This window comes from Microbacterium shimangi (assembly GCF_043556445.1).
Classification (GTDB): Bacteria; Actinomycetota; Actinomycetes; order Actinomycetales; family Microbacteriaceae; genus Microbacterium.
On record NZ_JBIGII010000003.1, the window covers coordinates 397,104 to 422,469 of the forward strand.

Below are 25,366 nucleotides of genomic sequence, written 5' to 3' on the forward strand. Positions count from 1 at the left end.
CCACAGGAGACACCCATGTCCTACATTCCCGACAACACCTCCACCCGCGGCGGCAGCCCTATCTGGGCCAGCGCCCTCGGTGCCGCCATGGGAGACGGCATCGTCCCCCGCACCGCCTCCGCGACGCACACACGCCCCCGCTTCTTCGGTCGCGCGACGTCTTCGGCGGAGACGGCCGCGTCGACCTCCGACGGCGTCTGACACCCACCACCCGGGCAGCGCGTCGTGCAGACCTCCACCGCACCGAGATACGGATGCGTCGCCTGCACACGCGAACCGGTGCGGGCGAAGCATCCGTCGCTCTTCTGACCCGCACCGAAACGCGGGTGCCTGGTCAACAACGCACGATTCGGTGCGGGCGAAGCACCCGTCGCGATCCGCAAGACCATCACCGCGGAATTCATCGGGCGCCGAGCTGTTTACATCTATACACACGCATGAAAAGCGCGGGGTGTGAGATCCGCTCCCCGCGACAGCGAAGGGAAGTGCACTCATGGCTCGTTTCGACGGCAAGGTAGCGATCGTCACCGGCGGCGGCAGCGGTATCGGCGCGGAGATCTCGCGCGAACTCGCGGCAGAAGGCGCGTCGGTCGTCGTCACCGACATCAACCTGGATGCTGCGCGGTCGGTCGTCGATGAGATCACCGCCGTGGGCGGCACGGCGTCGGCGTTCACGCAGAACACCGCGAAGTGGGAAGACTCCGAGGCAGCCGTCGCCTTCGCGACCGAGACCTACGGCGGCCTCCACCTGGCCGTGAACAACGCCGGTATCGGAGCGCCCCCGCAGACGATCGGCGACTACGACATCGCCGCCTGGGATCGCGTGCGCGCGGTCGACCTCGACGGTGTCTTCTACGGCCTCAAGTTCCAGCTGCCCGCCATCGTCGCCGCAGGCGGCGGAGCCGTCGTCAACATGGCGTCGGTGCTCGGCTCGGTCGGTATCGCGCAGAACGCCGCCTACGTCACCAGCAAGCACGCGCTGATCGGCCTCACGAAGGTCGCCGCGCTCGAGTACACCGCCCTGGGCGTGCGGACGAACGCCGTCGGCCCCGGCTTCATCGACACCCCGCTCGTACGCTCGAGCCTCTCGGGCGAGGCGCTGACCGCACTCGAGGGCGAGCATGCCTCTCGCCGACTCGGCACCGACAAGGAGGTCGCGGCCCTCACGCTGTTCCTGCTAAGCGACGACGCCTCGTTCATCTCGGGCAGCTACCACCTCGTCGACGGCGGCTACTCCGCCCACTGAGCACGCTCGCCCGCACCGTGATGTGGATGCGATCACTCGCATGCGCAGAACGGTGCGGGCGAAGCATCCGCCCGCCCGATATCGCGAAGCGCGGAGCGAACCGGGGAATACCAGCCGCGGCCGCGGTGTCATTGCTCACATGACACAGAAAACGTGGTTCATCACCGGCACCTCCCGCGGCTTCGGTCGCGAATGGGCCATCGCCGCCCTCGAGCGCGGCGACCGGGTCGCGGCCACGGCCCGCGACATCTCGTCTCTCGACGACCTCGTCGAGAAGTACGGCGAGGCTCTCCTCCCCCTCGCCCTCGACGTGACCGACCGCGACGCCGACTTCGCCGCTGTGCGGCAGGCGTACGAAAAGTTCGGCGCGCTCGACATCGTCATCAATAACGCGGGCTACGGTCACTTCGGCATGATCGAAGAGGTCACCGAGCAAGAGCTCCGCGACCAGATGGAGACCAACCTCTTCGGCGCATTCTGGGTGACCCAGGCCGCACTCCCGATCCTGCGGGCGCAGGGGCACGGCCACATCCTGCAGGTCTCGTCGATCGGCGGCATCTCGGCGTTCCCGAACGTCGGCGCCTACCACGCCTCGAAGTGGGCGCTCGAGGGCTTCTCCCAGGCCCTCTCGCAGGAGGTCGCCGGCTTCGGCATCCACGTCACCCTCATCGAGCCGGGCGGGTTCGCGACCGACTGGTCGGGACCGAGCTCACGCCGGTCCGACGCGAACCCGGCGTACGACGAGCTGCGCGAGCAGAGCGAGAAGGCACGCAGCGCGCGCGCTGGCAGCGGCCCGGGTGACCCGACCGCGTCTGCGGCAGCCCTGCTGAAGGTGGTGGATGCGGCAGAGCCGCCGCTGCGCGTGTTCTTCGGCGCCGCTCCCCTCGGCATCGCGAAGGCCGACTACACCTCGCGTCTCGAGACGTGGGAGAAGTGGGACGACGTGGCCCAGCTCGCCCAGGGCTGACCGGCAGGGCACCCTCGCGAACGGCCGCCGAGCCGCACGCGCTGCTGTTTGGTGCGGGCGCTGCGTCTAAATGGGCAGCGCGCGCACAGAAGGACCGCGCGACCCACAAATGAACAGCGTCACCCACAAATGAGCAGCGCGAGCGAAACTGCGAGCCGCCCAGGGCTGACACATGCAAGAGGAGGGCGGTCCCGCAACGGGGCCGCCCTCCTCTTCGTCCAGACCTAGACGCCGGTGATGATCGGCATGGCCCGCGTCAGCGGACGCGAGTCCCACTCCGCCTCGGCCTCGGGATCGGGCGCCTCGAGCAGCAGGAACAACCCGCCGTACGGCGGCAGCGACATCGGGAAGCTCTGCAGGTCGTCGACCTTGGCGATCGTCTCGCCGGTGTCGGCGTCGATCACCCCGCTCCGCGGCGTCAGGCTCTTGGAGCGCACGGTGCCCTCGATGGGCTCGCCCGAGAAGTTCAGCACCGTGATCTGCAGCTGCGCGTCGACGTTGCGCTTGTCGCCGCCGTCGAGACGGTGCACCATCACCAGCATGCTCGGGTGCGCGACCTGGGGCACGTCGATCTGCGACGCGATCGCGATGTCGTTCGCGCGACGGGTCGCGAGTACGTCACGGAGCCCCGAGATGAACGACTCCGGCTGGGTCAGCTGGGTCGGGAGCGGCCCGTACAGCGAGCGCGCACGGGGCATGCCGGCCGCCGACCGGACGGCGTCGGGATCGACGTCGAGCAGATCGTGCGCGCCGCGCTCGATCCACCGGGTGTCGCCGGTCGAGATGAGCGAGCTCACCTCCGACGCGGGCAGCGTGAGCGTGCCGGTCAGGTCCCATCCCGACAGCGCGAAGACGCCGGGCTGCCAGGCGTTGTAACGCGCGAGCAACAGGTGGGCGTCGCGGATGGCCGGCATGTCGGCGTCGGTGATGTCGTCGAGGGTGGCCTTGCCCTGCGTGGCGGCGATCAGCGATGCCGTCGTGCAGGCGATGCCGTTCTGGGTGAAGACGAGGTTGTAGTCCGCGCCGATCGTCAGAACCTCGGTCAGGTCGGCGCGGATCTCTTCCGCCAGCTCGAGACCGGTGACCTCACGGTGCCGGTAGGTGTAGACGTCGTCGCGGTGCGTGGTCGCCCAGTGCACCAGCTCGTAGGTGAGCTCGTCGTGGTTCTGCAGCCCGTGCACGAGCTGCACCGGCTCGACGCCGATCTCGAGCGCCTGGTTCAGCGCGAGCCGCAGGAACTCGGTGTTCGCCGTGGCCAGCGCGTGGTGATAGCCCGGGCGCGTGACGAAGTCGTACGACAGGTCGGCGCCGACGCCCCCGGTGTCGCGGATGTCTTCGATCGTGAGGTTCAGCTCCTGGAACGTGAACCCCCCGACCTTTCGCACCATGCTCGCGATGATGTGGTTCGCGGCGTGCGAGAGGGGGTGCCCCTCCGACCAGGCCGGAAGACCTTCGGCGCTCTTCTCCACCCCGAGGAACCCGTTGGCGTCGAGACGCAGAGCGCTCGTGCCGAGGTCGCCGAGCGAGTGGAGCGCGTCGCCGATGACCAGGCGCATACCGGCGAAGGTGGGGTCCAGCCAGTTGATCGAGGGCTGGCCCTCCTTGAAGTAGTGCAGGTACACCCAGCGGCGTTCGACGCCGTCGACGCCCGTGACCGCGGCGGTGGCGCTCCAGTTCGTCTCTTTCACCCCGGCGGTGTAGAAGATGACGCGCTGCAGCTCGCCGATGATGTAGCCGCGCTCGCTGAGCTCTCGCTCGGTATCGCGGTCGAGGTTGACGGAGTCACGGCCCTCGGGTATCTCGGGCAGCAGACGCCAGTCCTCCGGCGGGATCTCGACCATGTGGTAGATGCCCGGGTAGTCCTTGTACGCCATCTCGGCGAGACGGAAGTCGGCGCCCTTTCCGGTGTGACCGGGAACGATGTCGTCGATCACGCTGCCGCCGTGGCTGTCGGCCATGTCGGCGAGACGCCGGAACGCCGTCTCGTCACCGAAATCGGGGTCGATCTGGGTGCTGATGCGGTCGAAGTGACCGTCGACGCTCGGCGTCTCCTGCCAGCCGGTGATGCCCCCGGCGCGCTTTACCGGCCCGGTGTGGATGCCCGTGATGCCGACCTGCTCGAACGCCTCCCACAGCCCCTCGTCGCCGAGGGCGTGGAGGAACGATTCGCCGGGGCGGGTGATGAGCGACAGCGGGTAGGCGGTGAACCACACATCGCTGGTCTCGATCGCCCGTCGCGCGTCGGGTCGGGCATACGGGTTCCGCCACATCGACGGCTGCCCCGACAGCTGACGGCCGAGCACGTCGGCGTCTTTCAGCATCGACTGGCGCACAAGCCACTCGATGTACGCGGGGTTCGTTCCGTTGGCGGTTCGCGGATCCGAGGCGAAGCGCCGCAGGCTCCCGCCGCGCATCTGATCGCGGGGCCGCAGGCGACGGGGGCGTGCGGGGTAGCGCTGCTCGTCGTAGCTGATCTCGGTCGTGTCGCGGTCGATCGTTTCGTCGTTTTCGGTGGCACTCGAGTCGCGCTCGATTGGTTCGTCCATGGAGGGGTCCTTCCCGGACAGCACAGCACATCAATCAGGTCGTTCGATGCTATCCGCGGCGGGTGACCAGCCGTGCAGGTGTTGACCGTGCCGAGCCGAGCCGGTAAGCCGTCGGGGCCCGAGACGCAAGCCCGCTCCCCCGTCTGCGCGAGCGTGTTGACTGGGGTTCATGGCACTCTGGGTCGACCACGCGATGTGGTGGCACGTCTATCCGCTCGGCTTCGTCGGCGCATCCGTCAGACCCGAACATGAGACGACGGATGCTGTGCACCACCGCCTCGGCCGCATCGAACGGTGGCTCGACCACGTCGTCGATCTCGGGCTCAACGGGCTCGCGCTCGGGCCGGTCTTCACCTCGTCGACGCACGGCTACGACACGACCGACCACTTCGAGATCGACCCACGGCTCGGCGATGACGCCGACTTCGACCGGCTCGTGGCGGCCTCGCACGAGCGCGGCGTGCGCGTGCTGCTCGACGGGGTGTTCAATCACGTCGGGCGCGCGCATCCGTCGTTCCGCCTGCTGGAAGAGCGGGGACCGGAGGCTTCGACGGCGGCGCTGTTCCGGGTGGACTGGAGCGGGTGGAAACCGGGATCGCCCGTGCACGCCGACGTCTTCGAGGGCCACGATGCGCTGGTCGCCCTCGACCATTCGTCGGCGGCCGTCGAGCAGCTCGTCGTCGACGTCATGACGCACTGGCTCGACCGGGGAGCGGACGGCTGGCGACTGGACGCGGCCTATGCCGTCGACCCCGCCTTCTGGGCCAGGGTCCTGCCGCGGGTTCGTGCGCAGCATCCTGATGCCTGGATCACGGGCGAGGTTATCCACGGCGACGCCGCCGCGATCGTCGAGCAGTCGACCATGGACTCGCTCACCCAGTACGAGCTCTGGCAGGGCATCTGGCACGGACTCGCCGACGCCAACCTGTTCGAGACGAAGCACGCCATCGAGCGGAACAACGCGCTGCTGGCGACCTTCGTCCCCACGACGTTCATCGGCAACCACGACGTGAGTCGCATCGCCTCGGCGGTGGGCGATGCACGGCACGTGCCGCACGCCGTCGCCCTGCTGATGACGCTGGCGGGTACGCCGATGGTCTACGCGGGCGACGAGTACGGGCTGCGGGCCGTCAAGGAGGAGCGCGTGGGCGGCGACGACGCGGTACGCCCGGAGTTTCCCGAGGAGCCCCCCGCGGGCGACGCCTCGCTGCCGGGAGCGGAGTCCGACGCCCCGGGCGTCTTCGCCGCGCATCGAGAGCTGATCGCCCTGCGCCGACGCCACGCGTGGCTGCACAGCGCCCGCTCCGACGTCGTTCACGTCGAGAACACCGCGCTCGCCGTGCGTACCGCGACCGATTTCGACGCTCTTGTGACGCTGTTGAACCTCGCCGACGAACCCGCGTCGCTCCCCGCCGCTGACGCGACGACCGTGCTCGCGGGGTCGGCGACGCTGGCGAACGGCCGCGCCGAACTGCCGCCCCACGGATGGGCCGTGCTCGGTCGCTAGGGCGTCACGCCCCCGGGCGCCGTCACACGCGGAAGACGAGCCCACCCGCACCGATGAGGGGCGCGTCGGTGCCGAGGGACGAGCGGTGCACCGACAACGTCGCGGTGTGCGGCAGCACGCTGAACCGCTCGAGCGCGGCCGCGACGTCGTCGACGTACCCGGCGTAGCCGAGCGCGAAGCCTCCGGCGAGGCTCACCGCCTCGATGTCGACGAGCGCGGCGACCGAGACGAGCGCCTGAGCCAAACCGTGCGTCGAACGCCGCAGCGCCCGCCGGGCGATCTCGCCGCCGCTCTGCGCGTCGGCGACGAGTTCTTCGCCCGACGTTCCCGCCCAGCCCTGGCTGCGTGCCCACGCGACGGTGCCCGTGCCCGAACAGATGCGTTCGACACTCGCGTCGGCGGGGTCTTCCCCCTCGGCCACGTCGCGCAGCAGCATCTGACCGAGATGACCGGCGTTGCCGGTGCGACCCGAGAGCAGATGTCCATCGACGATGAGGCCGCTTCCGACGCCCGTCGACACGACGATGGCGATGGCGTTTTGCGAACCGGCGAGCGATCCCGACCACGCCTCGGCGAGCGCGAAGCACTGCCCGTCCAGGCGCACGGTCGTCGGCAGGCCCGAGAGCGCCGCGACGCGCTCCCCGATCGGGTGCTCCCGCCACTGCGGCAGGTTCAGAGGCGAGATCGCCCCGGGGAGGGAGACCGGCCCGGCGGAGCCGACGCCCGCTCCGACGACGCGAGCGCCGTCGGGCACCGCGGCGAGGGCGGCGCGCACCACGTCGGCCACCGACGCGTCGAGGTTTTCGACCGACCGCTCCCGGCCGGTGGGAGCCCGGTGACGGCTGCCCTCGACGAGACGCCCGTCGGGCGTCACGAGGGCGGCCTCGAGCTTGGTGCCGCCGATGTCGACGGCGAGGGCGAGGTCGTTCATCGGGTGGGACACACGGTCGATGCTATCGACGGGTGCCGCACGAGACGGATCCGGACGGGCTGATCGACCCACCCTCCGACGGGCTCAGGGGCCGATTCTCGAGCCTGTGGGGTCTGAAAGGTGCGACTCAGGAAGCCCCGTTAGGCTGAACCGTCCCTGGCACCAGCAGATCGAGAGTCCTTCATGGATGTGTCCGTCATCGTTCCCACCTTCAACGAGGGTCCGAACGTCCGGGAACTTCTCCGCCGCCTCGACGCTTCGTTGACCGGCACGGCGTATGAAGTGGTGTTCGTCGACGACTCGACGGACAGCACGCCCGACATCATCCGCGAGGCTGCGGCCCGCACCGACGCGCCGGTACGCCTCATCCACCGCGACCACCCGACCGGTGGTCTCGGCGGCGCTGTGGTCGAAGGCATCCAGGCAGCGACGTCGGAATGGTGCCTGATCATGGACGGCGATCTGCAGCATCCGCCCGAGGTCATTCCCCACATGCTCACGCGTGCGTCGCGTGGCGACACCGACGTGGTCGTCGCGTCGCGGTACACCGCGGGCGGCACGTCCGACGGTCTGGCGAACGCCGTGCGCACCGGAGTCTCCCGCGCGTCGACGCTGCTGACGAAGGCGATGTTCCCTCGCAAGCTCAGCGGATGCTCCGACCCCATGACGGGGTTCTTCCTCGTCAACCGCGACGCGATCGACATCGAATCGCTGCGTCCGCGCGGGTTCAAGATCCTCCTCGAGATCCTCGCCCGCCGGCAGATGCGCGTCGCGGAGGTGCCCTTCGATTTCGCCGAGCGTTACGCTGGCGAGTCCAAAGCCTCGTTCTCGCAGGGCATCCGCTTCCTCACGCAGCTGACCATGCTGCGCTTCGGTCGCATGTCGGCCTTCGCCCTGGTCGGCGGCGTCGGTGCCCTGGCGAACCTCGCGATCATGTGGGCGCTGATCGAGTTCGGCGTCGAATACGTGCTCGCGTCGATCGTGGCGAGCATCATCACGATCATCAGCAACTTCCTCCTCCTCGAGTACCTCGTCTTCGCCGACATGCGCGAAGACTCGGGGCTGATGAGGCATCGGTTCATCAAATCCTTCGCCTTCAACGGCATCGAGGCGATCATCCGCATCCCCGTGCTGTGGGTCCTCGTCGAGCGCACCCACATCCCGAGCGTGCTCGCCGCCGCCCTCACCCTCATCGCCGCGTTCGTCGTACGGTTCCTCTTCCACGCCCTCGTCGTGTACGCGCCCCGCAAGCAGCGCGGTGCCAAGGTTGAAGAGTCGCCGACGCCCCTCGCCGACGAACTCGCTCTCTGACGCGCGTCGTCGCGAAACGCGGGCAGTCGGCCCGCACGCGGGCTCTCGCGATCACGGAGCCCGCGCCCCGGCCGGAAGCCCGCGTGCCGATCTCGCGGCGTAGCCTGGATACATGACTACCGACACCCCCGTGAAGATGTTCGGCGCCGCCTGGTGCATCGACTGCCGTCGCACCAAGAAGCAGCTCGACGATCTCGGCGTCTCGTACGAGTACGTCGATCTCGAGGCAGACCCGGCCGCCGCCGACGTCGCCCGCGAGATCTCGGGCCGCACCCAGATTCCTGTCGTCGTCTACCCCGACACCTCGCACCACGTCGAGCCGTCGAACGCCGACGTCGAAGCGAAGCTGCGCGAGCTCTCGCTCATCTGAGTCGGCCGCCGACGCTCGGCCGCACGTTCGGCCCTGACCGCGATCAGGCCCAAGGCTCGGGTCCTATGCTCGTCTCGTGCTAGAGGCCCTCCCGTTCATCGTCGTCGCCGTGGTCGTGATCTGCCTCGCGACGGCGTTCGGGCCGCGCCTGAACCTCGCCGGTCCGCTCATCCTCATGGCGCTCGGGCTCGGCGTGAGCCTGCTCCCCTTCGTACCGCCGTTCGAGGTCGACCCCGAGCTGATCCTCGTCTGCGTACTGCCACCGCTGCTGTACTCCGCCGCGGTGCAGTTGCCCGCGGTCGAGTTCCGCCGCGACTTCGGGCCCATCGCGGGACTGTCGGTGCTGCTCGTGGTCGTCAGCTCCGTCGCCCTCGGGCTGTTCTTCGCCTGGCTCATCCCGAGCCTCGGCATCGCGCTGGGCATCGCCCTCGGAGCCATCCTGAGCCCGACGGACGCCGTGGCGACCTCCATCGCGAAACGCCTCGGACTCGCCCCCCGGGTCGTGACGATGCTCGAGGGCGAGAGCCTGCTCAACGACGCCACCGCCCTCGTGCTGCTGCGCACGGCGATCGCGGCCGTGGCCGGAGGGTTCGCCTTCGGCGACACCCTCGCGGCATTCGGCCGGGCGGTCTTCGTCGCGCTGGTCATCGGCGCCGTCGTCGGCTTCGTGAACCTCCGCGTGCGGTCGTGGGTCGCTCATTCCGCGGCCAACACGGCGCTCAGCTTCACCGTTCCGTTCATCGCCTACCTCCCGACCGAGCACCTCGGCGGCTCGGGGCTGGTCGCCGCGGTCGTCGCGGGCATCGTCACGGGGCAGGGCGCCGCGCGTCGCTTCACCCCCGAGGAACGCATCTCGGATCGGTTGAACTGGCGCACGATCGAACTGATCCTCGAGGGCGCGGTCTTCTTGGTGATGGGCCTCGAACTCGACGAGATCTTCCGCCAGAACCTGGCCCGCGGTCAGGGCGCCTGGCAGGGGGTGGGCCTGGCACTCGCGGCGCTCGGCATCATCCTCGTGGTGCGCGCGGCCTACGTCTCCGGGATCATCTGGCTGCAGGGAAGACGCGCCCACGGCCGACGAAGAACCTCCGGGCGGATCGACGCCATGAACGAGCGTCTCGACCAGTACGAGGCCACGATCGACGCCGACCCCACGATGGGCAGACGTCGGGGGCCCCGCGCCGACCCCGAGCGCCCGCGCCGACGACTCGAGATGGGTCGCACCAGAATGCGTCGGCTCATGGCCGATCTCGACTACTACCGGGAGTCACCGCTCGGGTGGCGGCACGGCACGATCATCGTCTGGGCGGGAATGCGGGGCGTCGTCACGCTGGCGGCTGCCCAGACCCTCCCCCGCGACACCGTGGAGCGGCCCCTGCTGATCTTCGTGGCCTTTCTGGTCGCGGTCTTCAGCCTCTTGCTGCAGGGGCTGACACTCCCGGGCCTCGTGCGGGTCTTGGGCCTGCAGAGCGCCGACTCCGAGGGCCCCTCCCGCGAAGAGCAGCAGGCACTGAACGCCGAGCTGCGCGAGGCGGCTGGCCAAGCCATCGCCTCCCGGCCCCTCGAACGACGAGATGGCGAACCGTTCCCGGCAGAGCTCGTGCAGACGGTCGGCGCCCGTATGACGCAGCCCCCCGAAGACGATGACGACGCGCGTGCGCACGACATTCTGCAGTTGCGGCTGGCAATCATCGAGGTCATGCGCGAACGCCTCAACGAACTGACGGGTGACGGCCAGTACAGTACCGCCGTGCTCCGCCACACCCTCGCCGAGCTCGATGCCGATCAGCTCAGCCTCGAACTGCGTCTCGACGGCGGCGCCTAGCATCCGCTCCTCTCCGACCCCGATGGTGCGATCCCGGGTGGCTTCCCGCACAATGGGAAAGACGCGAGAGGGTGTCATGACGAAGACGACGGATGCTGCGGAGCAGAACGATGCTGTCTCCGACAGCTCTGCCTCGCACACCGATGCGCTGACGAGTCCGCTGCACCTGCCTCACGTGGCGGCGGACTGCCCCAAGTGCTTCACCGAGCTGCAGCGCGACCGCGACTGGTGGCTCGCCCGCCCCGCCGGTTCGCGGCTCGTCGGGCTCGTCGTCTCGCGCCCCGGCATGCCGTCGGTGGTCGAGCAGCGAGACGACCTCACGCGTTTCGGTGTTCCGATCGAAGGCTTCCGCCACCCCGCGCCCGAGACGCTCGAGGTCTGGCCCGACCGCCTGACACGGTTCTTCGACACCCTCGCCTCGGGCGACGTGCTCGTCGTCGCGAACGTGCACGCCCTCGGCGCCACCCTCGAAGAAGAGACCCGCGCGGTCGCCGACCTCCACGCCCGCGGTGTCGTCGTGAAGGTGCTCGGCCACGGCGGCCGGCATCTGTTCGACACCGGCCGCTGACGCCGCCCTTTCAGTCGTCGGCGCGCAGCACCGCGCTGCCCGCAGACACCTCGACGAACACCGTGCGCGTCGCGCCGGGGTCGGTGCGCAGGCGGTTGTCGACGTCGCCCGCCGCCAGCTCGCTGGTGACGTCGTACGTCTCGTCGGGCAGGGTCAGTTCCAGCGAACCCGCGCTGACCGACGCGGTGACCTCTTCCGGTGCCGACCCGCTCAGCTCGGCGATCAGTTCGCCCGCGCCGAGTGACAGCCGTGCAGACGAGACGTTCTCGAGTTTCACCTCGCCGCGCCCGGCGGCCACGTCGGCGGCGACGGTGTCGGCCGATCCGCCGATCGTCACCTCACCGCCGCTGAGCTCGATTTCGAGGTCACCGAAGTCGCCGTCGGCCTCGAACGAGCCACCGGCCATCGCCACGTCGGCGTCGAGACCCGCGAGCTCGTTGGGGAGGGTGAGGGTCGCGTCGCCGTTTCCGCCGCGGAACCACGAGGTGAACGGCGCGCGAGGCGAAGCGACTCGAAGCGCCGCGCCGTCGCGCTCGAACGTCCACTCCCCGCCGCCGGAGTCCTCGACCTCGAGCGACGCCCCGTCGACATCGTCGAACACGACAGTGAGCTCGGCCGCATCGACGTCGAGGTCGAGGGCGGTGACTCCGCGGACACCGACGAACGTCGACAAGCTGTGGGAGCTCGCCACGTCGAAGGTGGAGACGGCGGCGCTCGCGACCGTCCCCACCACCACGGCCGCGCCGAGAGCCGCGGTGAGCAGGGCGATCACCCGCGGCGCAGATCGGGGGAGGGAGCCGTTCGGGCGCGCCGGAGCGGACTGCGGCGGTATGGGCTGCGCAGGAGCGGCCTGCGGGGGTGCAGGGGGCCGGGTCTCGGTGCTCATCGTCGTGATCCTGTCTGCGGCGCGGAGCCGCTGTTCGTCTGAGAGGCGTGCTTATCGAGGCCGGGTTCGTTCGAGCCGTGCTCGAGATGGACGAGCGCTGCCTGCACCCGCCGGTTGCCCGACTCGTCTTGCTCGAGTCCGAGCTTCTGGAAGATGGCGGTGATGTACTTCTCGACGCTCGCCTCGGAGACGAACAGGGCGCCCGCGATGGCCTGGTTCGAGCGGCCCTCGGCGATGAGCGACAGCACCGCGCGTTCGCGTTCGGTGAGTCGCTGCATCCGCTCGTCGCGGCTGCGCCTGCCGAGCAACTGCGCCACGACCTCGGGGTCGAGCACGGTGGCGCCCTCGGAGATGCGGCGGAGGGTGTCGAGGAAGTCCGAGACGTCGGCGACACGGTCTTTCAGCAGGTAGCCGAACGCCCCGCCGCCGCCGGCGATGAGGTCGCTGGCGTAGCGCTCTTCGACGTACTGCGAGAGCACGACGACCGGGAGGGTCGGATGCTGCGCCCGCAGCCGCACCGCGGCACGGATGCCCTCGTCGGTGAACGTCGGCGGTAGACGGACGTCGAGGATGCAGAGCTCGGGGAGCGTCTCGGCGACGGTCTCATCGAGCGCGCCGGCATCGGGGAGGGCGGCGACCACCTCGTGGCCGGCGTCGTCGAGGAGGCGCACGAGGCCCTCGCGGAGGAGGACGGAGTCTTCGAGGATCAGAATGCGCATGTCGTGCTCCGTTCGGTTCGAAGGCAGGTTCTCGGGGCGATGCTCATGGCGCGCACGGGACGCTCACTTCCAGCGCGGTCGGGCCACCCTGCGGGCTGTCGAGGCGGAACGTGCCGCCCGCCGCGGCGATGCGGTTGGTGATGCCGTCGAGGCCGCCACCCGGGAGGATGCGCGCACCGCCGAGACCGTCGTCTTCGACGCGGGCCCAGAGGCTGCCGTCTTCGCGGCTGCGGACGACGACACGCACGGCACTCGCGTGGGAGTGCTTCGCCGCGTTCGTGAGGGATTCCGCGATCGAGAAGTAGGCCGCCGCCTCGGCGGTGCGTCCGCAGCGGCCGTCGATGCGCACGTCGAGATGCACGGGCACGTGCGACCTCGCGGCAAGCGCCGAGAGCGCCGCATCCAGCCCCCGGTCATCGAGCACCGACGCGTGGATGCCCCGGGCGAGCTGGCGGAGTTCGGTGATCGCGGCCTTCGTCGAGGTGTGAGCCTCTTCGATAAGGGCCTTCGCCGCGGCCGGGTCGTCGTCGATCTTCTGCCGCGCGAGGCCGAGCGTCATGCCGACCGAGACCAACCTCGGCTGGACCCCGTCATGGAGGTCGCGCTCGATGCGGGTGCGTTCGACCTCGGAGGCGCGGATCGCTCCGGCACGCTGCGCCCCCGCCTTGTGTGCCTCGGCGGCCAGTTGCGCCTCACGAGACGGCACCAGGATGAGCCGTGACAGCACCCCATGAAGGAGTGCGAGTCCGATGATCGCGGCGAGCGCGACGAGGGCGATGAGGGGGCCGACCACCGGCGCCCAGCCGACCGCGATGTCGAACCCGAAAGTGCCGAGCCGGGCGATGCCGGCGGTGGCGTAGAGCGGAGCGAATGCCACCACCACGCCCGCCGCAGCGACGGAGACCAGGAGGAGGACGATGGTGCCGAGGATGGTCGAGATCGCCAGGTTCGCGATGGCCCGCCAGACCGACGGGTCGATCGCCTGCCGCCAGAACATGTGCATGACGCCACTGAAACCCGGACGCACCGGGCGACGCACCGTGAGCCGGGGCAGACCGAATCCGTAGAGCCCGTCGACCCGGGCGTTCTCGAGCCAGGCCACGGCGAACAGCACGTAGATGAGTGCCACCAGCACCAGAAGCCCGACGCCGGCGACGAAGGTCAGGCCGACCCCGGTCGCGAAGATCGAGAAGATCGCGCCGAACACGACCGTGCCGACGATGCCGAGGGCGGCGAGGTGGGCGGCGGCGCCGGCGACCCGCAGGGGCGAGGCGATCGACGACAGGTGGCGCGGGGGCGGTACGGCGGCGGATGCTGCGGTGGAGGCGGGCGCCGGCGGGGACGGCGGGGCGGCGGTCTGCGAACTCATAACCCCCACGCTAGGACTCGGGTCGCTGTGCCACCCCCGAGGCATCCGGAGCGCTTCTTCGGGGTAGCCCTAAGCGCGCGCGGCGGCCTACCCGCCCAGCGGGCATATCGGAGGGGATCTGCATAACGGAGGGTCGCTCGGCAGCATCCGCCCTCCGAAGCGCAGATCTCCTCCGAACGGACGGCAGCGCCGCGGCTAGAAGAGACCGGTGGCGGCGAGATCGGCGCGCAGCACGGGCACGATGTGCTCGGCGTAGGCGACGGTGAAATGCGACTCGTCGTAGCGGATCGGCATGCCTGCGGCGAAGGCCGGGCAGATCTCCTGCCAGCAGCTGAATCCGAGAGACCCGATGGCATGATCGCCGGATGCGGCGGCAATCGACTCCGCGGCCGCCTCCATGTTGTGCCAGGTCGGGTCGACGGCGGTGGCGCAGTTCGCCGGTGCCGACACCGGGGAGTAGCACCGAGAGAGGTCGCCGCCCTTCGGCGGCGGCGCGAGGTACACGATGCGGCCGGGCGCCCCGTAGGTCGAGGCCTCCGCCTGCGACCCGCGCAGGAGATCGCCCTCGGTGAGGTTGCGCCCGTCGATCGTGTGAGCGAGCGTGTACGCGTTCGAGACGACGATCAGGTCGGCCGGGTCGGCCGCGATCATGCTGCGGACGTCGAGCTTGCGCTGCGGGCACGCGGCCATGACACCCGCCCCGTCGTTCTGCACGAGCACATCGGTGAAACGGCAGCCGTACATGCCCACCGTCGTGATGCGCCAGGCTCCGCCGCTCTCCTCGGCCAACTTCTTGAAGGCGGGCGCGTACGCGAGGGCACTGGAGTCACCCACGAGGTACATGTGGCGGGCGGCGCGCCCGTCGCCCCAGGTGCACCGGCCGAGGTCGATCCCCGAGCTGGGCGAGAAGCAGTCGCGCGCGGGATTCGCACTCGACGATCGCTGCATGACCTCGTCGAGCGAGGGCCGAAGCGCGGGCCACTCGGTGGCCGAGACGGCGGCCGCGAGCTCGCCCTGTACGACGGAGGTGGGATCTTCGGCGGGCGCAACCGCGACCTCGCCCGGCGGCGGAAGCAGCGGACCGATCACCGGAGAACCGAACGACACCATCGTGAGCAGCACCACGACACCCGCGCCGATACCGAGACCGGCGAAGCCGAGGCCGAACTGGGGCCGGAACCGCGCCCGCCATGCCGCCCAGGGCGACGGGCCCGCGGTCTGACCCCGGTCGACGGTCGATTCGACCGCGGGCACGGAGGCGGGCTGGGAAGCGGGCTCGGCGGCGACACGACGTTCGAGCGCAGCGGGCTGCGGTTCGCTCGACGCGATCGAGGCGGCGGCCTCTCGCGTGGCCTCGATCTGCGCGGGCGCGGGGTTCTCGGCCGGACGCGGCCTCGCCCCGGGGTAGTAGCGGGTTCCCGGAGTCCACCCCTCCGGACGCGTCGACGAAAGCCTCGGGGCGGCGTTCGCGGGAGCAGCGTCGAGGCGGGCGCCGCTGGTCGGGGCGGGCGCGGGCCTCGGCGAGGGCGCGGTCGGCACCGCAGCATCCGCTGACACCGCTTCACGCCCGCCCTTCCGGCGAAGCCAGGGCGACCGGTGCAGCGGTTGCTCCACCAGGAAGTAGGCGCTCACGGACAGCACCACGATCGCGGCGGCGATGACGGGCGTGGCCTCCGCGCCGACCGGGAGCAGCACCGCGGCGAAGACGATGACGGGGAAGTGCCAGAGGTACAGCGAGTACGAGAGGTCTCCGACGAAGACGCTGATCGGATTGGTCAGGGGAAAGAGGTGGCGCTGGCGCGGGTCGCCGCCCACTCCCCCCGCGATCACGAGTACCGCGGCCCCGACCGGCAGAATCGCCCAGGGCGCGGGGAAGAGCATCGTGTCGGGGTCGAGGACGAAGAACGACCAGACCACCGCGGCCCCGCCGACCCACCCCATCACCCAGCGGAGCGCGGCAGGGAGACGCCCGAGAACAGGCGCGGCGACGGCGACCAGCGCGCCGAGACCGAGTTCCCACGCGCGTGTCGCGGTCGAGAAGTAGGCGACGGTCGGATCCGCGGCCGTCTGCACCATCGCCCACCCGCCCGACGCCGCCACGATGACGAGCGCCGCCGCCGCCACGACGCCGCGTGCAGCACCCGTCCGCCGTGCGGCCGCCGGCAGGAAGAGCACGAGCAACAGAAGCAGACCCGGCCACACCAAGTAGAACTGCTCCTCGACCGACAGCGACCAGAAGTGCTGCAACGGCGAGACCGCATCGGCCGCGTGGAAGTAGTCCGTGCCTTCGGCGGCGAATCGCCAGTTCGCCACGAGCGCGAACGCCGCCACGGCGTCCCACAGCGTGCGGTCGGCGCGGGTGCGATTGAAGACGAAGAACGCCGCGACCGCCACCGCGAGGAGCACCAGAAGCGCCGCGGGCAGGATGCGGCGGATGCGACGCGCATAGAAGTCCCGCAGCGAGATGCGCCCGGTCGTTGAGAGCTCGCGCAGCAGCAAGCCGGTGATGAGGAACCCCGATACGACGAAGAAGACGTCGACGCCGGCGAATCCGCCGCGGGGCCATCCGATCAGGTGGGCGAGCACCACCGCGACGACGGCGAGGGCTCGCAGGCCCTGGATGTCACGGCGGACGGGCGTGCGAGAAGAGGTCTCGAGAGTGCTCACTTCAGGGGGCGCAGGCCGTCGCGGGCGCCGAGGCCTGGCCGGTCGCGCGGCGCGTGAGCACCTGGATGCAGGTCGTTCCCGAGGCATCGGCCGGGACGGTCACGGTCGTTTCGGCCGTGCGCTCGAGCGCGGGATCGCCGCCGCCGGGCGTCACGACTCCCCACAGGAATTCGTCGCCCTCGGCAGGGTCGGAATTCGTCCAGGTGAAGACGACGCCGTCGGCGCCCACGACACCGGCGAGGCCCTCGGGCACCGGGGCGGCGACCGGCACGACGTCGACGGGCCTATCGCTCGGCGAGGCTTCGGGGGTCGGCTCGGGCGGACCGCCGAGGACCGCCGGCAACGCGATGGCGAGGATCACGCCGATGACCACCACGAACGCGGCGGCTCCGATCGCGAACCACCACCCGCGCTTCGAAGGTCGCGGGGCGGGCGGCGCCGCAGAAGAAGGGGCGGATGCTGCGGCCGCCGCGGGAGTCTGCGGCACCGGTGGTGCGGGGGCGGTCTCGTACCGGGGCGGGGCGGCGGGTGCCGTCGGGTCGATCGCGGCCACACGCACGACGGTGGCATCGGCATCGCGCGGAGCCTCGCGCCCCGTGCGGCGGGTCGCATCGTCGGGCGCCCACAGCTCGGGGGCCGGAGCCGGGGTGCGGGTCGCCGGCCCGGGGGCGGCCATCGGGTCGATGCTGACCACGCCGCGAACCCGCGTGAGGCCGTCGTCGGCGTCGTCGACGACTCCGGCGGGCTTGCCGTCGTCGATGATGTCGATCGGCGTCACGGAGTGTGCGAGTTCGATCTGCACCTTCTGCAACGCCCGAGCGAAATCGAGGGCGGTGGGGTACCGATCCGCCGGTGACTTCGACACCGAGCGCTGCAGCACGCGCTGCAGCGACGCGGGCACGTCGGTGCGGCCGATCGGGGCGAGCGGCATGGCCTCGATGCGCGTGATGAGGTCGACCCCGGTGTTGCGCTGACCCGGCAGCTCGAAGGGAGAGCGGCCGACGAGGAGGCTGTACACCGTGGCCCCGAGGGACCACACGTCGGAGCGCGCATCGCTCGTCGGCGACTCGGCGACGACCTCCGGCGGCGACCACGGGATCGACAGACCGCCGGCATCTCCTGCGCCGGCGGCGGAGGCGATGCCGAAGTCGGTGAGCGCCGGCCGGTTGTACTCGGTGACGAGGATGTTCGCGGGCTTGATGTCGCGGTGGAGCACCCCGGCGCGGTGCGCCGTCTCGACCGCGGCGCCGACCTGCACACCGATGCGCAGCGCCTCGGCGACAGAGAACGGCTCCGACCGATACCTCACCTGCAGGTTCGGCTTCGGGCAGTACTCCATCACGAGATACGGGCGACCGTCGTCGGCCACACCCGCCTGGTAGATCGTCACGATCGCGGGGTGCGTCGACAGCATCGCCATGACGTTCGCCTCGGAGGTGAACTCGGCGATCGAACCGCTCGCCATGCGATCGGGGAGCAGTACCTTCACCGCGACGCGGCGCCGGGGCAGCTGCTGCTCGTAAAGGAAGACGTCGGCGAAGCCGCCCGAACCGAGCAGCTCGACGAACCGGAAACCCGCGAGATCGGGCGGTGACTGCGGCGGTCGGCGACCGCTCACGGCAGGCCCTCGATGGCGACGGTGACGCCGTCTCCGAGGTCGAGCACGTCGCCCGCGACGAGGATCGTGGCCTCGCCCGGGTGCAGGCGCGTGGGTATCGACCCCTGCCGCCGCAGGGTGGTGCCGTTGGTCGTCTGCAGGTCGGTGGCCAGGATGCTGTCGCCCTCGACACGTACCTCGACATGGTTGCGCGAGATGTCTTGCTGCGGGCTGGCGACACCGATGAGGTGCGGCATATCGGCGCCCGACGCGCGCGCCGACTTCGGACGACGCCCGATGATCACGGTGCGATCGAGCAGCACGAGCTGCCCGGTCGACAGCCGGAGCCGACCGATCGCCGTGGCCGGCGCCGCCACGGGTGGGGCCACCGACGGGGCGATCGGGGGAAGACCACCGGTGGCGCGCAGCCGGCGCGCCTCTTCGAGTGAAAGGGTTTCTCCGTCGTGATCGCCGTCGGCCGGCGGCTCGACGTCACCGGATTCGGCCGGCGGCGCACCCACCCTGTCGCGATCGGGGCGGCCCACCACGGTCGTCGCTTCGAGCTCGTCGACGGAGCCGGGGGTGCCGATCTGCACGGGCGCGGTCGGCGACGCGGGCGCCGGGCTCGGCGGAAAGCCACCGCCCCGGAGGAACGGCGGGATCGAGTCGATGAGCACACCCTCGTCGACGACGGAAGCGGGCAGGGGCGGCGGCGGCGGAACGACCGCCGGCAGCGGCACGACGGGGGGCACGGGGGGCACGGGCGGGGTGGATGCTGCGGGCTCACGCACCTCTTCGACGCTGTGGGGCTGGATGGGCTCGACAGGAAGGTCGGGCTCGGCGGGAAGATCCGGCTCGGCAGGAAGGTCGGGCTCGACGGGCTCCTCCGTGACGGCGGGCACCGGAGCTTCGGTCTCGACGGGATCCTCCGTGGCCGCGGGCGCCGGGGCTTCGGACTCGACGAGCATCTCGGCGTCGATCGACGACACGACGACGGCCGAGGCCAGCACCACCCCGTCGGCGATCGGCCAGGTCGGGGCATCGGGATCGCCGACGACGAGTCGGGTGGCGCGGAAGATGCTGCGCTCAGACCACGTACCGGCCGTCGAGCCGTCGACCGATTCTGTGCCCGACGCGGTGGTCACGACCGCCGAGAGTCCGCCGCGGGCACTGATGCGCCAGACGGCGCCCTCGTCGAAGATCACGACGAAAGCCGGAAGATTGGCCAGCGACTCGCCCTCGGCGAGCACGTCGACGACAGCGCCGAAGCCCTCGCCCGCGGCGAGGCGGTCGCGGATCGCGAGGGTCGCAGCATCCGTCGCCCCGCCGCCGAGCACGACGACTCCGCGGCCCGCGACGACGACGCGCAACGTGCCGGGGACGTAACCGACCTCGGCCATCAGCGTTCTCCTTCTGTGCGGACGCGCACCCGGGGCAGCGTGTCTTCTTCGCCATTCTGACCGAACTCCGCGACGGGAATGGTCTCGGTGCGATCGCGCCCCTCACGGGCTCGTACCTCGATCGCATCGACGACCAGGGCGGTGACGTTGTCGCGACCGCCCGCGGCCACGGCCTCGCGGACGAGACGCTCTGCGGCGGTTTGCGGATGCGTCTCGGTGCGGAGGATGTGGTCGATGCGGGTGTCGTCGAGTTCGGTGGGCAGTCCGTCGGAGCAGATGAGAAGCCGATCGCCCTCTTCGGCCGGGAGGAGCCAGTAGTCCGGCTCGCTGTCGCTGCCCGCCCCGAGGGCCCGGGTGATGACGTTGCGGCGCGAATCCTGCGCCGCGGCGGCGGCGTCGAGCTCGCCGGCGTCGACGAGCTCTTGCACCACCGAGTGATCGACGCTCACCTGCTCGAGCACGCCCTCGCTCAGGCGGTAGGTGCGCGAGTCGCCGAGGTTCACGGTCAGCCAATACCCGTCGCCGTCGATGTCGGCCACGACGACCCCGGTGAGAGTCGTGCCGGCGCCGGCTCCTCCGCCCTCGGGGAGCGCGTCGACGCGGCGCCGGGCCTCGGCGACGCTCGACTGCACGTCGTCGACGGTGAGGCTCGGGCGTCCGACCAGTCGCGAGAACTCCTCGATGACGGTGGCGCTCGCCACTTCGCCCGCTTGGTGCCCGCCCATGCCGTCGGCGACGAGGAAGAGGGGGAACGCGGCGAGGTGGCTGTCTTCGTTGAGCGAACGTCGGAGGCCGACGTCGGTCGCGGCACCCCATGCGACCGAAACGGGACCGGCGCTCATACGCGTTCTCCTTCTGCGCCGTCACTCGTGTCGGGCGTCGTGGGTGCATCGGGTGCCGAAGCAGCATCCGCTTCGCTCCGGGGCTTCCGTCGCTGACGCGGCTCGGGGAGGGCGAATCGCGTGCCCGCGAGAAGCGAGCGCACCTCGAGCGACGCGCGCAGGCGGCGCCAGAACGAGACCTTCTGGCGCATGCCTCCGATGATGCCGTCGACCTCGCGCCAGAACTCCTCGACGTCTTCGGGCGTCGGATCGGCCGGGCCGAAGACGTCGGCATCGGCGCGGCGGGCAAGCGATGCGACCTGCGGCTCGGCGAAGGCCGTGCCCACGACGACTGCGTCTTCGGCGCGCGTGCCGCCGGGGCGAACGGGCGTGCCGTAGTCGGAGGATCGGTCGAGAAGCTCGTCCCACCCGCCGCTGATGCGGTCAGCCGAACGCTCGGCCGTCAGGCGCCGGCGACGTCGCGCGGACTTCAGCCCGCCGATGACGACGAACGGCGCGAGGAACAGCGCGAGCACGGCAAGCACGATGAGGATGATCAGCAGGATGAGGCCGATGATGCTGGCGATGTCGTTCTCTTCGTCCTCCGAGCCGCGCTCGTCGGGAACGGTCGGCGGAAGATCGACGGGCTGCTGCTCGGGGGGCGGAGGCTGCAACACCTGGGGCTTCGGGTCGGCGCGCGGCTTGGTGGTCTGGTCGTTCGGCACCTGATCCTCGGGCGGCGTGGGGTCGAAGGACACCCACCCGTAACGATCGAAGGCGATCTCGACCCACGCGTGCAGCGACTCGCCCGTCGCGGTGAACACCGGACCGGTCTGGTCTTCGTCGGGGTAGAAGCCCATGACGACTCGTGCCGGCATGCCCAGCTGCCCGGCGAGAAGCGCCATCGCGACGGCGTACTGCTCGTCGTCGCCGATCATCTGCTGGCCGTTCAGAAGGGTCGAGATGCGCTCGGCGCCGTGGCCCGCCCGTGAGAGCACCTGGCCTTCGAGGCCGTGGCTGAAGAATCCGTCTTGCGAGAGCGCCTGCTGCAGAGCACGGGCCTGCTCGATGGGCGTCGTCGCGTCGGCGACCATGTCCGAGGCGATCTCGGCGAAGTCGGTCGGCACGTCTTCTTGTTCGGGCATGCGAACCGGAGCGAAGTCGACGTCGGCGAGCTGCTCGTCGCTCGGCTGGGCCGGCAGCAGCGTGTCGAACGTGTAGGCGACCCCGCGCTCGATACCCGCGGTGACGACCGCCGTGCCGGTGGCGTCGTTGTAGTACGCGGTGCGTCGCAACTGCTCCGCACGATCACCCTCGAAGGTGACCTGCGTCATCTGCCCCGCGTCGGGCAGCCACACGGTGTCGAGGGCTTCGACCTCGACGTGGATCGTGACGGGGGTTCCGGTGGCCTCGGGCGACATGTTGCTGCGCACCGAAGAGAAGGCGCTCGATGACCCCGCACCCTCGTCGGCGACGTTGAGCACGGTGCCGTCGTAGGCGTCCATGGTCGCGAGGCGGATGCGCGCCTTCTCGGGCAGCCCCGACGCGCTGAACAGCGGTTCGTCGGGGTAGTCCCGCACGTAGGCGCGGAACGACTGCAGGGGGCTCGGGTACTGCCGCACATCGAAGGGCGGGATCACGACGTCGCGCAGCACGTAGCGAGGCTCGTTCGCCGCGGCCAGTGCACTGGTGGCGACACCCGCCGTCGCGGCGATCGCGAGCACGATCGCCCCCGCGACGAGGCGCCGGGTGGCGAGCCCCGAGGGTGCCGCCTGGCCCTCCTCGCCGATCGAGATGGCCGCGCGCGCGGGCTGCCAAGCCTGCCGCACCGCCAGCCACGAGATCGCGACGATGGCGAACAGCAGTCCCTGCACGAGGGGCGCCGCGGCCCTCGCCGTACCGAGGGCGATCTGCACCGCCAGGAACGCCGCGGCCGGAAGAAGCGCCCATGCCGGCGGGCGGGCCCGCAAGGCCAAGCTCGCGCTCAGCACACCCGCGATGAGCGAGAGCAGGAAGGGAACGAGAAGGTGCCCGTCGGATGCAGCGACCGGGGCCACGGTGGTCAGCAACGACTTCCACGACGTCACCACACCGACCGCGAGCTGGACGAACGAGTCGATCGATGGAATCACCCCGAGGATCGCCGTGTGCGGAAGGGCGAGCGCCGCACCGAAGACGAAGTACGCGCCGATGGTGAGCGCGGCGAGCACCAGAACGCCCCAGCGGCGCCATGCTCCGACGGCGGCGATGGCGAGACCGAGCAGAGCGCCGCCGACCGCGGCGACGAGGTAGACGGCGCTGTCGAAGGTGGGCGCGAAGCCGATGATCGGTACGACGAGGAGGGCCGCGGTGGCGCCGAGGTCGAGCGCCCAGCGGCGGCGGGGAAGATCCGTGGTCATCCGAGCACCTTCCGCAACGCCAGCGGCAGCTGATCGAGAGCGCCGACCGTCACGACGTCGGCGTCGGCGATGCGGCGGAGGGACGGCGATGCACCGGTCTCGGTCACGACCGCGAGCACCCGTGCCCCGGAGGGCAGGCGGCTGCACGCGACCCGCAGGCGCGTCGCATCCACCGCGCTTCCGCACACCAGCACGACGATGCTCGCCGCGGGCAGGGTGGCGGCGATGAGCCCGGCGAGCGAGACCACGTCGCCCTCGCGCGGGCGCGCATAGACGAGGCCCGAGAGCGAGTCGAGAAAGCGCTTGCCGCTGCCGGCGGGTACCGCGCCGCCCTGCGACCGCACGTCGACGCGCTGCGAGTCGCGCAGGGCACGGAGGCCGAGCGACCCGGCGGCGGAGACGGCGAGCTCGAAGTCTTCGGGATCGCGGTAGTCGGACGGATGCCGCGACAACCCGATCACGAAGTGCGAGCGCCGCGTCTCTTCGTACTGGCGGACCATGAGCTGGCCGGTGCGGGCAGTCGACTTCCAGTGCACGTGGCGTCGGTCATCGCCCGGCTCGTATTGGCGCAGGGCGTGGAACGACACGTCGTCGCGAGAGAGGTCGGTGGCCGGCAGACCCTCGAGATCGCGGAGGAACCCGAGAGACTGCCCGTCGAACAGCACGGTCTTGGGGTGCACGTAGAGGTCGACGGGTTCGTCGCGGCGCTGCACCCGCTCGAACAGTCCGAGCGGATCGCCGCGCACGACGCTGACGGGGCCGACCTTGAGCACGGCACGGCGCTGCGTCGGGATCGCGAAGAGCTCTTCGGCCTCGTCGCCGGGGGCGAGACGGCGGACGGCGAACTCGCCGCGGCCCGCTCCGACGGGAAGAACGATGCGCGAGGGGAGGATCGCGCGCGTTCCGGTGTTGGCGAGCGAGAGCGCACCGACGGCGCGATCACCCACGACGACGCGCGTGCGGTTCAGGTCGAGCCCGACCTCGTAGTCGGTGCGTCCGATCAGGAAGAGCGTGCAGACCACGAGCACCGTGGCGATCACGACCGCCGTGATCACGAGCTCCTGCCAGCCGAGGATCCGACCGGCGATGAACAGCACGATCGCCGCGACCAGCAGCACCCACGCGAGGGGGCGAGCCACGCGGGCGACCGCGCGGGCACGTCGAAGCGCGCGCGCGGCCATCGGGGCTGCGACTTCTCGCAGGGCCGTGCGCGTGGTCCCCGACGAAACTGTCGAGCCGAGCGACTCGGTCGTCATGCGGCGGCGGACCTCGCCTGTGGAGCGGCGACCGCTTCGAGCACACGCGAGATGACGGTGGCGGGCGTGGTGCCGGCGAACTCGGCCTCGGGGTCGAGCACGAGACGGTGGGTCCACGAGGGCTCGACGAGGAGCTTGATGTCGTCGGGGATGACGTAGTGGCGGCCGTTCGCCGCCGCCCACACCTTGGCGAGACGGATCATCGCGATCGCTCCGCGCACCGACACCCCGACGCGGGTGGCCGGGTCGGTGCGGGTCGCCTCGGCGAGCTGCGCCGTGTAGCGGAGGACGGCGGGCTCGACGTGAACGGATGCTGCGAGGTCGGCCATCTCGCCGACGGCGCTGGTCGTGATGATCGGCGTGAGGCTCGACGACGGGTTGCGGTCGGAGGCGCCCGCGAGGATGCGCTCGGTCACCTCGAGGTCGGGGTAGCCGATCGATGTCTTGATGAGGAACCGGTCGAGCTGCGCTTCGGGCAGCTTGTAGGTTCCGGCCTGCTCGATGGGGTTCTGCGTCGCGATGACGAGGAACGGACGACCCACCTCGTGGGTGACGCCGTCGACGGTGACGCGGGATTCCTCCATGACCTCGAGGAGCGCCGACTGGGTCTTGGGCGAAGCGCGGTTGATCTCGTCGGCCAACACGATGGACGCGAAGATCGGCCCCTTGTGGAAGTCGAACTTGTGGGTGCCCTGGTCGTAGATCGTGACGCCGGTGACATCGGAGGGCAGCAGGTCGGGGGTGAACTGGATGCGCTGGCTCGTCCCCTGCACGGTCGCCGCGAGGGCCTTCGCGAGGCTCGTCTTCCCCGTGCCGGGGGCGTCTTCGAGAAGCACGTGACCCTCGGCGAGCATCGCGGCGAGCACGAGACCGACGATCTCGCGCTTGCCCATCAGGGCGTGATCGACGTTGTCGACGAGGCGCGTGAAGGTGCCCTCGAACCAGGCGGCCTGCTCGGGTGTCATGGTCATGCGTGTCGTG

At 70.6% G+C, this 25,366-nt stretch carries 20 protein-coding genes; 8 read left to right on the plus strand and 12 right to left on the minus strand.

Annotated elements, in window-relative coordinates:
* The first annotated feature begins 15 nt into the window (after window positions 1-15).
* The 3 genes from ACFXQA_RS03580 to ACFXQA_RS03590 all read left to right on the plus strand — a co-directional run bounded on the left by ACFXQA_RS03580 (window position 16) and on the right by ACFXQA_RS03590 (window position 2,213).
* Window positions 16-201 carry a hypothetical protein gene (locus ACFXQA_RS03580; RefSeq protein ID WP_394518419.1) on the plus strand — a complete coding sequence of 62 codons (186 nt, stop codon included), beginning with the start codon at window positions 16-18 and terminating at the stop codon, window positions 199-201.
* A 292-nt stretch (window positions 202-493) separates the two neighbouring features.
* Entirely contained in the window at window positions 494-1,246 is a 753-nt protein-coding gene (locus tag ACFXQA_RS03585) for an SDR family NAD(P)-dependent oxidoreductase (RefSeq protein WP_394518420.1), read from the plus strand.
* A gap of 139 nt (window positions 1,247-1,385) precedes the next feature.
* Window positions 1,386-2,213: an SDR family oxidoreductase gene (locus ACFXQA_RS03590; protein ID WP_394518421.1), complete on the plus strand. Its 828-nt coding sequence runs from the start codon at window positions 1,386-1,388 to the stop codon at window positions 2,211-2,213.
* 224 nt (window positions 2,214-2,437) lie between these two features.
* Here ACFXQA_RS03590 and treS read toward each other — a convergent pair whose 3' ends face one another.
* Window positions 2,438-4,759 (minus strand): maltose alpha-D-glucosyltransferase, encoded by a 2,322-nt coding sequence (gene treS, locus ACFXQA_RS03595; RefSeq protein ID WP_394518422.1) that lies wholly within the window; start codon window positions 4,757-4,759, stop codon window positions 2,438-2,440.
* 169 nt (window positions 4,760-4,928) lie between these two features.
* Between treS and ACFXQA_RS03600 the strand changes: the two genes are divergently transcribed.
* Window positions 4,929-6,266: an alpha-amylase family glycosyl hydrolase gene (locus ACFXQA_RS03600; protein WP_394518423.1), complete on the plus strand. Its 1,338-nt coding sequence runs from the start codon at window positions 4,929-4,931 to the stop codon at window positions 6,264-6,266.
* A 22-nt stretch (window positions 6,267-6,288) separates the two neighbouring features.
* Here the strand turns inward: ACFXQA_RS03600 and ACFXQA_RS03605 are convergent, their stop codons facing one another.
* A complete protein-coding gene (locus tag ACFXQA_RS03605) occupies window positions 6,289-7,209 on the minus strand; it encodes an ROK family protein (RefSeq protein WP_394518424.1) in 921 nt (306 codons plus the stop codon).
* Window positions 7,210-7,380: 171 nt separating this feature from the next.
* Here ACFXQA_RS03605 and ACFXQA_RS03610 point away from each other — a divergent pair, with 171 nt between their 5' ends.
* The 4 genes from ACFXQA_RS03610 to ACFXQA_RS03625 all read left to right on the plus strand — a co-directional run bounded on the left by ACFXQA_RS03610 (window position 7,381) and on the right by ACFXQA_RS03625 (window position 11,271).
* Entirely contained in the window at window positions 7,381-8,508 is a 1,128-nt protein-coding gene (locus tag ACFXQA_RS03610) for a glycosyltransferase (protein WP_394518425.1), read from the plus strand.
* A gap of 112 nt (window positions 8,509-8,620) precedes the next feature.
* Window positions 8,621-8,878, plus strand: a complete 258-nt coding sequence (locus ACFXQA_RS03615) for a glutaredoxin family protein (protein ID WP_394518426.1) — start codon at window positions 8,621-8,623, stop codon at window positions 8,876-8,878.
* 76 nt (window positions 8,879-8,954) lie between these two features.
* Window positions 8,955-10,703 (plus strand): cation:proton antiporter, encoded by a 1,749-nt coding sequence (locus ACFXQA_RS03620; protein WP_394518427.1) that lies wholly within the window; start codon window positions 8,955-8,957, stop codon window positions 10,701-10,703.
* A gap of 76 nt (window positions 10,704-10,779) precedes the next feature.
* Window positions 10,780-11,271 (plus strand): dehydrogenase, encoded by a 492-nt coding sequence (locus ACFXQA_RS03625; protein WP_394518428.1) that lies wholly within the window; start codon window positions 10,780-10,782, stop codon window positions 11,269-11,271.
* 10 nt (window positions 11,272-11,281) lie between these two features.
* On the opposite strand, the gene ACFXQA_RS03630 is transcribed toward ACFXQA_RS03625, so the two are convergent.
* The 10 genes from ACFXQA_RS03630 to ACFXQA_RS03675 all read right to left on the minus strand — a co-directional run bounded on the left by ACFXQA_RS03630 (window position 11,282) and on the right by ACFXQA_RS03675 (window position 25,356).
* The gene (locus ACFXQA_RS03630) at window positions 11,282-12,157 is read right to left on the minus strand and encodes a hypothetical protein (protein WP_394518429.1); all 876 of its coding nucleotides are present in this window, start codon (window positions 12,155-12,157) and stop codon (window positions 11,282-11,284) included.
* Window positions 12,154-12,876: a response regulator transcription factor gene (locus ACFXQA_RS03635; RefSeq protein ID WP_394518430.1), complete on the minus strand. Its 723-nt coding sequence runs from the start codon at window positions 12,874-12,876 to the stop codon at window positions 12,154-12,156. Before ACFXQA_RS03635 ends, ACFXQA_RS03630 begins: the two co-directional genes overlap by 4 nt.
* A 43-nt stretch (window positions 12,877-12,919) precedes the next feature.
* Window positions 12,920-14,245 carry a sensor histidine kinase gene (locus tag ACFXQA_RS03640; protein ID WP_394518431.1) on the minus strand — a complete coding sequence of 442 codons (1,326 nt, stop codon included), beginning with the start codon at window positions 14,243-14,245 and terminating at the stop codon, window positions 12,920-12,922.
* Window positions 14,246-14,440: 195 nt separating this feature from the next.
* Window positions 14,441-16,912, minus strand: coding sequence for an acyltransferase family protein (locus tag ACFXQA_RS03645; RefSeq protein ID WP_394518432.1), 2,472 nt, complete (start codon window positions 16,910-16,912; stop codon window positions 14,441-14,443).
* Window position 16,913: 1 nt separating this feature from the next.
* Window positions 16,914-18,530, minus strand: a complete 1,617-nt coding sequence (locus ACFXQA_RS03650) for a serine/threonine-protein kinase (protein WP_394518433.1) — start codon at window positions 18,528-18,530, stop codon at window positions 16,914-16,916.
* Complete coding sequence (locus ACFXQA_RS03655) at window positions 18,527-19,909, minus strand: FHA domain-containing protein (protein WP_394518434.1); 1,383 nt, start codon at window positions 19,907-19,909, stop codon at window positions 18,527-18,529. The genes ACFXQA_RS03650 and ACFXQA_RS03655 overlap by 4 nt, the downstream gene beginning before the upstream one ends.
* Complete coding sequence (locus ACFXQA_RS03660) at window positions 19,909-20,751, minus strand: PP2C family protein-serine/threonine phosphatase (RefSeq protein WP_394518435.1); 843 nt, start codon at window positions 20,749-20,751, stop codon at window positions 19,909-19,911. The genes ACFXQA_RS03655 and ACFXQA_RS03660 overlap by 1 nt, the downstream gene beginning before the upstream one ends.
* Window positions 20,748-23,129, minus strand: a complete 2,382-nt coding sequence (locus ACFXQA_RS03665; protein WP_394518436.1) for a transglutaminase TgpA family protein — start codon at window positions 23,127-23,129, stop codon at window positions 20,748-20,750. The genes ACFXQA_RS03660 and ACFXQA_RS03665 overlap by 4 nt, the downstream gene beginning before the upstream one ends.
* Window positions 23,126-24,385 carry a DUF58 domain-containing protein gene (locus ACFXQA_RS03670; protein WP_394518437.1) on the minus strand — a complete coding sequence of 420 codons (1,260 nt, stop codon included), beginning with the start codon at window positions 24,383-24,385 and terminating at the stop codon, window positions 23,126-23,128. The genes ACFXQA_RS03665 and ACFXQA_RS03670 overlap by 4 nt, the downstream gene beginning before the upstream one ends.
* Complete coding sequence (locus ACFXQA_RS03675; RefSeq protein WP_394518438.1) at window positions 24,382-25,356, minus strand: AAA family ATPase; 975 nt, start codon at window positions 25,354-25,356, stop codon at window positions 24,382-24,384. The genes ACFXQA_RS03670 and ACFXQA_RS03675 overlap by 4 nt, the downstream gene beginning before the upstream one ends.
* Between the last annotated feature and the right edge of the window lie 10 nt (window positions 25,357-25,366).

Bases quoted from the DNA above. Each gene is read 5' to 3' on its own strand.
- ACFXQA_RS03640 (WP_394518431.1), bottom strand. From the start codon at position 14,245: ATGAGTTCGCAGACCGCCGCCCCGCCGTCCCCGCCGGCGCCCGCCTCC.
- ACFXQA_RS03670 (WP_394518437.1), bottom strand. From the start codon at position 24,385: ATGACGACCGAGTCGCTCGGCTCGACAGTTTCGTCGGGGACCACGCGC.
- ACFXQA_RS03655 (WP_394518434.1), bottom strand. From the start codon at position 19,909: ATGGCCGAGGTCGGTTACGTCCCCGGCACGTTGCGCGTCGTCGTCGCG.
- treS (WP_394518422.1), bottom strand. From the start codon at position 4,759: ATGGACGAACCAATCGAGCGCGACTCGAGTGCCACCGAAAACGACGAA.
- ACFXQA_RS03630 (WP_394518429.1), bottom strand. From the start codon at position 12,157: ATGAGCACCGAGACCCGGCCCCCTGCACCCCCGCAGGCCGCTCCTGCG.
- ACFXQA_RS03610 (WP_394518425.1), top strand. From the start codon at position 7,381: ATGGATGTGTCCGTCATCGTTCCCACCTTCAACGAGGGTCCGAACGTC.
- ACFXQA_RS03660 (WP_394518435.1), bottom strand. From the start codon at position 20,751: ATGAGCGCCGGTCCCGTTTCGGTCGCATGGGGTGCCGCGACCGACGTC.
- ACFXQA_RS03625 (WP_394518428.1), top strand. From the start codon at position 10,780: ATGACGAAGACGACGGATGCTGCGGAGCAGAACGATGCTGTCTCCGAC.
- ACFXQA_RS03675 (WP_394518438.1), bottom strand. From the start codon at position 25,356: ATGACCATGACACCCGAGCAGGCCGCCTGGTTCGAGGGCACCTTCACG.
- ACFXQA_RS03585 (WP_394518420.1), top strand. From the start codon at position 494: ATGGCTCGTTTCGACGGCAAGGTAGCGATCGTCACCGGCGGCGGCAGC.
- ACFXQA_RS03590 (WP_394518421.1), top strand. From the start codon at position 1,386: ATGACACAGAAAACGTGGTTCATCACCGGCACCTCCCGCGGCTTCGGT.
- ACFXQA_RS03635 (WP_394518430.1), bottom strand. From the start codon at position 12,876: ATGCGCATTCTGATCCTCGAAGACTCCGTCCTCCTCCGCGAGGGCCTC.
- ACFXQA_RS03580 (WP_394518419.1), top strand. From the start codon at position 16: ATGTCCTACATTCCCGACAACACCTCCACCCGCGGCGGCAGCCCTATC.
- ACFXQA_RS03615 (WP_394518426.1), top strand. From the start codon at position 8,621: ATGACTACCGACACCCCCGTGAAGATGTTCGGCGCCGCCTGGTGCATC.
- ACFXQA_RS03665 (WP_394518436.1), bottom strand. From the start codon at position 23,129: ATGACCACGGATCTTCCCCGCCGCCGCTGGGCGCTCGACCTCGGCGCC.
- ACFXQA_RS03600 (WP_394518423.1), top strand. From the start codon at position 4,929: ATGGCACTCTGGGTCGACCACGCGATGTGGTGGCACGTCTATCCGCTC.